Below are 8,502 nucleotides of genomic sequence, written 5' to 3' on the forward strand. Positions count from 1 at the left end.
CTCTTTCTTCATCCTTTGTCAGGAATTTACCAATAGTTGTCAGTATGAAAAAAAGCATAGATTACTTTGATATAATGATATACGCAGGATGCCTCAAACCGGATTGGCCGCCTGATTAATTAATGGTGTAAATAAAAGGAAATATGGTTCATTTAACGAATACTTTCTTTATATCATTTAGGCCTGTGACAGGCTTTTCACAGGTAAAGTGTTCACAGACATATAGAGCCGGCTTCCCGTCAATTTTATTTTGGGATGCTGTGTAAGGAGTCGTTTCATCCAATACATTTTGATTGTTACCAGTCTTAATGTGGTGAATGGAAAAAGGGGAGAATTTTTCACGGTAAGGCAGAAGCATATTCTCAGCTGTTTCAGGGTCTGCTGAAAGCGTGATCTCCTTTGCGTCTCCATTCAGAAATTGAATGGACTGCATGCCATGACAAATACTGGCCCCGGAGCGGATCAGATCAGCTGAAAATGCTTTACCGATCCGGTCGGCATATTCTTCAAGTTCGGTATTTCCGGTTAGCCTGCTTAGCCGAATCAAATTCATCATTGCCACGGAATTAGAGGAGGGGATGGCTCCGTCAAAGATCTGTCGTTGCCGCCCATAAACCTGATCCTCATCTATAATGCTGAAAAAGAACCCGCCTTTTTTTTCATCCCAAAACTGATCCAGGAATTGTTGATTACATTTAACTGCTTCCCGTAGATATTCCGGGTTAAACGTAGCTTCATAGAGTTCAATATAAGCCCATATCAGGAATGCATGATCATCTCCCATGGCAGGGATACCGGCTTCGCCATCTTTAAAGCGATGCAGAAGTTTATTTTCATTCCTAAGGTGTTCTTTTAAAAACTGTGTCGCACGTTCAGCCAGATCTGTAAATCGTTGTTCATTGAACGCAAAGCCGGCTCTTGATAAAGCAGCGATCATTAATGCATTCCAGTCAGTCAGTACTTTGTCATCCAGCAGGGGATGTATCCTGCTTTCTCTTTCCTTAAATAAGGCAGACCTGATATCCGTAAACCATTCAGATTCACTTTCGCTTAATTCTTTTGAAAGATGTGGAATATTCTTGCCCGTTCGTTTTTGGCTGGCTTCATCCTCAAAATTACCTTCCGATGTAATACCAAATATCTCATTAAATGTGGATGCATCACTGGCAGAAAGAACAGATTCAATCTCGGCCTTTTCCCAAACGTAAAATTTCCCTTCTTCACCTTCGCTGTCGGCATCTTCAGCAGAGTAAAAACCGCCGGCAGGATGACTTAAATTTCTTTCAAGATAATCGGCTATTTCGTAAACCGTTTGCTTAAAAAGTGGTTTTTTGGTGATCTGCCAGCATTCTGTGAAGGCCATCATGAGCAGGGCTTGATCGTACAGCATTTTTTCAAAATGGGGCAGCAGCCACTCCCTGTCGGTGGAATAACGGTGAAAACCATATCCAATATGATCCCAAATTCCACCTAATCGCATTTGTGTTAAAGTTTCGGAGACCATGTCTATAAAGCGATCCTCTCCGGTCAATTTCCATTGACGAAGCAAGAACATCAGGTTATGAGGGCTTGGGAATTTAGGTGCCTCACCAAATCCACCGTGTTGGGGGTCGAACCTTTGAGCAAGTTGTTCGGCTGCAAAATCAACGGCTTCCATACCGGGGAATTTCCCGCTCTCAAATTCCTGTGATTTGGTAAATCCTTCCCGAATTTTAGCTGTGGCTTTTTCCACACGCCTGGGTTCATTCTTCCACATACCCGTTACCCCGGGAATCAACTGACGGAGCCCGATGCGGTTAAAGCGTGCTTCTTTGGGAATGTATGTACCCGCAAAAAAAGGCTCCTTATTCGGAGTCATGATAATGGTCAGTGGCCAGCCACCTTGACCGGTCAGCATTTGGCAGACCGTCATGTACGTGCTGTCAATATCGGGCCGTTCTTCACGATCCACTTTCACATTGACGAAGGCTTCATTCATCATTTTAGCGATATCGGGATCTTCGAAACTCTCATGAGCCATCACATGACACCAATGACAAGTAGCGTAGCCTATGGACAGGAAGACTGGTTTATTTTCAGCTTTGGCTTTTTTGAAAGCTTCTTCGCCCCAGGGATACCAATCCACGGGGTTTTCGGCATGTTGTTGTAAATAAGGGCTTTTTTCTGAAGCGAGATTATTCGGCATCAAAATCTTTGTTAAAACGTTTGCTGTAATCTACAATAAAGCGGTCGTATTTCTGATTCATTAGGGGAGAAGTGATCAGAAAGTCGGCTGAAGAGCGGTTGCAAGCCAGGGGAATGTTGTAGACAATACTGATTCGTTGCAGTGCTTTTACATCCACATCATGAGGTTGGGCTTGAAGCGGATCCCAGAAAAAGATCATAACATCGATCTCGTTCTGTACAATGGCTGTACCGATCTGAAGGTCGCCACCCAATGGGCCGCTTTTAAATCTAAATACAGGTAATCCTATTTTATCAGAAACCAGCTTCCCGGTGGTACCTGTTCCGAATAAGTTGTGGTCTGAAAGATGTTCACTGTTGTATTCCGCCCAATCCAACAGATCCATTTTGCGATGGTCATGGGCGATCAAAGCAATATTCTTTTTGGGCTTCATAGGCTGAACTGAATCAGCAATGGACGGGTGTATTTTTTTTGGCGACATGAGGTTAAATATTCGTTATATAAGTGAGTACCCAAAGATGCGAAGCTAAGTGCAATTATAAAAACGAATAAGGGTAGATTATCAATGGAAAATGCTTTCGACCTGGAAAGAAGGGAAATTGATCAGATAACCAATCGCATAGGAGGGCGCTCAAGGCGGATCTGCTTCACCTTAAACTCTTCATCGTCAAAGCCTTTCAACTCTTTTAGATTCTCTTTGATGAAGAAGGTGTCGGAGTGTTTATCAAGATATAGCTGGACATCAGGATGGTTAAAAACAGCTTCAGAAACCATAATTTCTTTTTCTGTTGCTGCATCTACTAAACGAGAAGCAATATTCACAGTGGTTCCAAAATAATCGATGCGGCCGTTTAGGTTTACTGCCGTGCAATCTCCGTAATGAATCCCGGCTTTGATCTTAAAGGAGTTCCCGACAGCGGATGAATTACTGAATATTTGCTGAATACGCTGAACGGCTTTTAATGCGGATACCGGCTCCCAAAACACAGCCATAACGGAATCACCGATGGTTTTAACGATACCGCCGCGTTCCTCCGCAATAATTTGCTGGATGATCTTGAAATGCCCCATAACTCTACCAATTGCCGATTCGTCACCTTCTTTCACATATAATTCAGTGGAGTTCATCAAATCTGTGAATAGCATTGTAACATCAGAGGCTTTCACTTTACTGGTTTCTTTCAAGGTTTCATGAGAAAAGAGTGTAGTGAAGTCAACTGATGAGCTTACTTCGCTGGCATAAATAGCTTCTTCTTTCCAGTTCAGCTTTTCAATAAAGCATATCATTCTTTTAGAAGAAAAATTACTGATACTGAGGTTTGGATTGCATGAAATAGTTATTTCTTCTCCCTCAAGTTCTTCATCGGTAACATATACGTTCACGTTGTCGATACCATCTTCACGAACATGAAACACCAAATACCCTTCGTGATTGTGTGTCCGGAAAAGATAAGAACCGACTTCGAGCTTTAATTGGGGATAGCGCTCATCACCGATTGCTAATGCCTGCTGAATTACACGGTGAGGTTTAGAATTTGGGCCACCAAAACAATATGTTTTATCGGAAACTTTTCTGATCAGGGGATGGGGTGTAAAAACAAGGTGTGTATTGAGATTGAAATCCATGGTATAGTCATTGTCACAATCTTCACAAAACAGATGAACCCTGGTTTCCTTCATCTTTCGAAAATTGTTCTGCGGGGACTTACATACCGGGCAACAGACATCCCAGCTAAAATCAAGAAGGTCAAGCTTTGCGGCATGCAGAAAAACGTTAAGTACAGAATATTTTTTTTCACCCCAGTATTCAGCAAGGGCATAGGGATGTATTCGCTGTAAGTCTTCGTCCTCCGCAAACCTGATGAGATCAATAAGGCGGTTGGTAATACGCTTTCGCTGGCTGGCCTTAATGAGTTTTACCTTCAGGTCCTCAAGCTTCTTTTCTGCTCCCCGGACTAATTTTTTAGGTTTAGATACCTCGTAAGGCTTCAATCCTTTTGATATACCATTTACAATTTCTTGTAAATATTTATCAAGCCTTCGCTTAATTATGTAGTTCAGATAGAATTTAATAAGATATGAAATGGTAAAGCTTGAAGGAGTGATCCAAACTCTAACAACAAGCTTTGATCCCTGATCGGTAGGAATACACTCGGTAAAGATCTTTACTTCTTTGACTATACCAAGTTTATAATCCCTTACGACTTTAAAGCGGTATGGAGTTTCCCAGGCATAAGGAGTTTCCTGCCAGGTTACATAAGAGTTTAAATTATTATGTTCCAACTCCAGATGTCCTTTAGGAGTACCTCTGGATAATGAAGTTTTTTGAATAGGAGTGGCACCCAATTTTCTATAAAGTCGATTAGTATCTGAGAGATATGGCCATAGGCTGTCGGGAGAGGCCTCTAAGTTAAATTCCCAAATATGTAATTGTTGTTGTCCTTCCTTCATACGTCTTACTAACCGAATAACATGTGGATAAAGTACTAAATAGTTCGAAAATTGATAAATGAACCCGTATCTTGACGGGTATATATAGAGTTAAGGTAACGCTAAATGTTACAAAATTATAAAACACAATAACAATAATGGCAAAAGAAAGAACACTGACTATTCTCAAACCTGATTGCGTTCGCAAAGGATTGATCGGAGAAATAACTAAACGAATTCAAGAAGCTGGATTTAAAATTCTTGCAATGAAAATGACAAGGTTAACCAAAGATACTGCCGGCGGTTTTTACGCGGTTCATAAAGAGCGACCATTCTACGATGAATTATGTGAATTCATGAGCAGCGGTGCTTGTGTACCTATGATCCTGGAAAAAGAAAATGCTATAGCTGACTTCAGAACATTCATCGGAGCTACTAACCCTGCCGAGGCTGATGAAGGAACCATACGCGCTGATTTTGCAGATAGCTTAGGTGAGAATATCATTCATGGATCTGACTCTGTAGAAAACGGAAAAATTGAAGCTGCTTACTTTTTCCCGGAATCTGAAGTTGTAGCAAATCAGGCTTAATTAATTTGCTGTAATCATACTACATTAGAGCCCTGCATATTAATTTATGCAGGGTTTTTTTATGGAATTAAAATCAGCTAAAATGAGAAACCATCTATTCTTTATTGTCCCCGCATTAATAATACTCATCGGTTGTAAAATCCAGCATGTTGAAGAACAGCCCAAAGTAAAACTTGGAATAGAGGTGTTGCTTGAAGATCATTTGCAGGAATTAGAGGGGAAAAGAGTTGGGTTACTGATGAATCCAAGTTCGCGCGTTAACGGAGTGCATATGGTTGATTCGCTAATGAATTTGGGGGTAAATGTAACAGCACTTTTTGCAGCTGAGCATGGATTCAGGGGTGAGGCCGGAGCCGGAGAAATCATAGAAGATGGAATAGATCAGGAAACAGGGTTGCCGGTTTTCTCTCTCTATGGTTCTTCCAGAAAACCAACAGCCGAGATGCTTGAAAAGGTGGATATCATTCTTTTTGACCTTCCGGATATGGGAGTCAGGTTCTACACTTACAGTGCCACCATGGGTTTGGTAATGGAGGCGATAGCAGAAAATGATAAAGAGCTTTGGATACTGGACAGGCCAAATCCACTGGGAGGGAATTATGTTGCGGGATGGATCTTGCAGGAAGAATACAAGTCCTTTGTAGGTTTCTATCCCATGCCGATCATTTATGGAATGACTATGGGTGAGTTGGCGCAGATGGCAGTTGGTGAAGGATGGTTAGAGTTAGAAGAAACTCCTGATTATCGTGTAATTAAAGCAGTCGGGTGGCAACGAGATATGTTGTGGCCGGAAACCGGACTTGAGTGGATTCCTCCGTCTCCCAACCTCCCAACTTTTGAGCATACTTTTGCCTATGCCGGAACTGTAATTTTTGAGGGGACAAATCTTTCCGAGGGAAGAGGAACCGAAGATCCATTTTTGATGATAGGATCTCCTAACCTGAATTTTTCAACCTCAGAGTTGGATTCTCTTCAGGGAATATATGCTGTGAAAATAGATTCTGTTACGTTTGAGCCAAGATCAATACCCGGTAAAGCACTTTCCCCAAAATGGGAAGGTGAGCTGTGCCATGGATTTCTTTTGTCTTTTCCTGAAGGATATTCGAAAACAGATCCCCTTAAACTTGGACTTGGGCTGTTGGAATTCGCCAGTAACCATACCAATGATTTTGAGATCAAGCCATTTGCCAACAATCTTTTTGGGATTGATCTGAAAACGATCATTGAAAATGAAAACGAACTCCCATCCTGGAAAGAAGAGGTGGAGTCTTTTAAAGAAAAAAGAGCCGAATATTTGTTGTATTGATCTTTGACTATTGCTTTTTCTGGCGCATCCACTCATAACTTATGAGGGCTGCACTTACAGAGGCATTCAGTGATTCCACATTATTTGTCATTGGGATGTTAAGGACTTTATCGCAGCGCTTTAAATTTTCGGCGTGGATGCCTTCACCTTCACTTCCGATCAAGAAAACGATGGGTTGATCGAGGTCTGTTTCCCACAATGTTTCTTTTGCCTCTCCATCCAACCCAACAATGGTGAAACCTATAGCTTTAAGGTCTTTAAAAGCCTGATTAAGGTCATGAACACGGATGATCGGAATTCGACCTGCGGTTCCGGCTGAGGTTTTAAAAACTGTAGCGTTTACCGGTGCCTGATTTTGCATTGGAATGATCACGGCTTCAATACCCGCTGCGGCTGCGGAGCGCAAAATAGCACCAAAGTTATGTGGATCTTCTATGCCGTGTAATAGCAGAACGGCCGGATTCTCTGAAAGAACCAATGTTTCAACCCAGTCAAAAAAGTTGGTGTATTTAGCAGCGCTGAGTTGAGCCACAAAACCCTGATCGTTTACTTTGCCTACAAGGTTATAAATTTTTGCTCCGGGAACCTTAACCAATGGAACATCGTTTTCCTGTGCAAGCTCATTGATATTCTGATAAGTACTCGGCTTGATATTATTTTTAACAAATATTTTATCAACCTCATCAGGGCGATTCTGAAGGGTTTCTTCTACCGGGTTACGTCCGTAAATAAAAAAATTCTCTGATTTTGACATAAAATATTTTAAAGTCGTTCTACTTTCATTATAATAATTACAAATAGTGTATGGGTTAGCAAAAATAAAATATGAGGACATGTTTGAAGAAGAAGAACATAAAGATCCAATTGTTAGTGATGATCTAAGTCAGTCGAAAGGTAATAAAAACAGTTTTGGTATTTCTGTTTTTATGGAAAGAATTCACTCAATTAATGGGTTGCATTTCTTATCCGCCATAAGCCAGATCTTTTTAGGAACATCTGTGGTAGCGCTATCACTTTTAAATAGCATAGAACCACTATGGCTGGCAACTATTATGACTGTTTTTGGAAGTATTACAACTATGCTTGGTTTGTATTTAATGTATCGGACAATCGTTCATGCCGGTACTTTTGATACTTTATTGCATAAAGCGATCAAACGAGTTGTGAGTTCACAGAATTAACTGAATCTTAATATCTGATACTGAATAATTAGTAATTAACTTACTTAAATTGAATTCAGTTAATGAAATCCATTTTAAAAAAATATGGTCTTTGGAAGGGTATTCTTATTTTCAGTCATTGTAATAGTTACTGCTTTACAGCTCTCTCTACATGCACAATCAATGCCTGACCAAAAGCTTCCTTTTAAATTATATAATGACAATAATGATGGCTTTGTAGTTATAGCTCATCGTGGAGCTAGTGCCTATCATCCTGAAAATACGATGAGCGCCTTTCGCGCTGCATACGAAATGGGTGCCGAAATGATTGAGCTGGATGTGACACTCAGTAAAGATGGTATCCCGGTAGTAATTCATGACGAGACTTTAGATCGTACTACTAATGGAGCCGGAACAGTTTCTGATTTTTCTCTTGATGAGCTAAAAAAACTGGACACCGGTTCGTGGTTTAGTGAAGAGCATTCGGGGGAGCCTTTTCCCACCCTTGAAGAAGTGCTTGAGTTTGCCAAAGGTAGAATTTCCCTGAATATAGAAATTAAAACGGAAGCAGTTACTGATAACGCCCGCGGCGGAATCGAAGAAAAAGCCTTGGAGCTTGTCAAAAAATATGAAATGGAACAACATGTACTGTTCTCAAGTTTTGATTATCGGGTAACAAAGCATTTAAAAGAATTAGATGTTAACATCCCTTCGGCTTTACTATATGAAAAGCAACAATCAGCTAAGAGATCTCCTGCTCAGCTGATTAAAGACTACAATGCTGATGCCTTTAATTGCAGCTATCGTCAGTTTACAAAAGAATGGGCTAAG

8 protein-coding genes are annotated in these 8,502 nt (G+C 40.8%); 4 read left to right on the forward strand and 4 right to left on the reverse strand.

Annotated features, from left to right (window positions below):
• Positions 1 to 148: 148 nt before the first annotated feature.
• The 3 genes from VFM80_RS02155 to VFM80_RS02165 all read right to left on the reverse strand — a co-directional run bounded on the left by VFM80_RS02155 (position 149) and on the right by VFM80_RS02165 (position 4,636).
• Positions 149 to 2,185, reverse strand: coding sequence for a thioredoxin domain-containing protein (locus VFM80_RS02155; protein WP_395069086.1), 2,037 nt, complete (start codon positions 2,183 to 2,185; stop codon positions 149 to 151).
• Positions 2,175 to 2,618 (reverse strand): methylglyoxal synthase, encoded by a 444-nt coding sequence (locus tag VFM80_RS02160; RefSeq protein ID WP_395069100.1) that lies wholly within the window; start codon positions 2,616 to 2,618, stop codon positions 2,175 to 2,177. Before VFM80_RS02160 ends, VFM80_RS02155 begins: the two co-directional genes overlap by 11 nt.
• A 170-nt stretch (positions 2,619 to 2,788) precedes the next feature.
• A complete protein-coding gene (locus VFM80_RS02165; RefSeq protein ID WP_395069088.1) occupies positions 2,789 to 4,636 on the reverse strand; it encodes an adenylate/guanylate cyclase domain-containing protein in 1,848 nt (615 codons plus the stop codon).
• A 137-nt stretch (positions 4,637 to 4,773) separates the two neighbouring features.
• On the opposite strand from VFM80_RS02165, the gene ndk reads away from it, so the two are divergent.
• A complete protein-coding gene (ndk, locus tag VFM80_RS02170) occupies positions 4,774 to 5,205 on the forward strand; it encodes a nucleoside-diphosphate kinase (RefSeq protein ID WP_395069090.1) in 432 nt (143 codons plus the stop codon).
• A gap of 82 nt (positions 5,206 to 5,287) precedes the next feature.
• On the forward strand, positions 5,288 to 6,511 hold the full coding sequence (locus VFM80_RS02175) for an exo-beta-N-acetylmuramidase NamZ family protein (protein WP_395069092.1): 1,224 nt from the start codon (positions 5,288 to 5,290) through the stop codon (positions 6,509 to 6,511).
• Between the two features lie 7 nt (positions 6,512 to 6,518).
• Here the strand turns inward: VFM80_RS02175 and rlmB are convergent, their stop codons facing one another.
• Positions 6,519 to 7,265 (reverse strand): 23S rRNA (guanosine(2251)-2'-O)-methyltransferase RlmB, encoded by a 747-nt coding sequence (rlmB, locus tag VFM80_RS02180; RefSeq protein ID WP_395069094.1) that lies wholly within the window; start codon positions 7,263 to 7,265, stop codon positions 6,519 to 6,521.
• A gap of 79 nt (positions 7,266 to 7,344) precedes the next feature.
• On the opposite strand from rlmB, the gene VFM80_RS02185 reads away from it, so the two are divergent.
• Together VFM80_RS02185 and VFM80_RS02190 are read left to right on the forward strand one after the other, a co-directional pair.
• Entirely contained in the window at positions 7,345 to 7,692 is a 348-nt protein-coding gene (locus tag VFM80_RS02185; protein WP_395069096.1) for a hypothetical protein, read from the forward strand.
• A 162-nt stretch (positions 7,693 to 7,854) separates the two neighbouring features.
• Positions 7,855 to 8,502 (forward strand): glycerophosphodiester phosphodiesterase (locus VFM80_RS02190; protein ID WP_395069098.1); only part of this gene is annotated, 648 nt, incomplete at its 3' end.

This window comes from Gracilimonas sp., from assembly GCF_035704785.1.
GTDB lineage: Bacteria > Bacteroidota > Rhodothermia > Balneolales > Balneolaceae > Gracilimonas.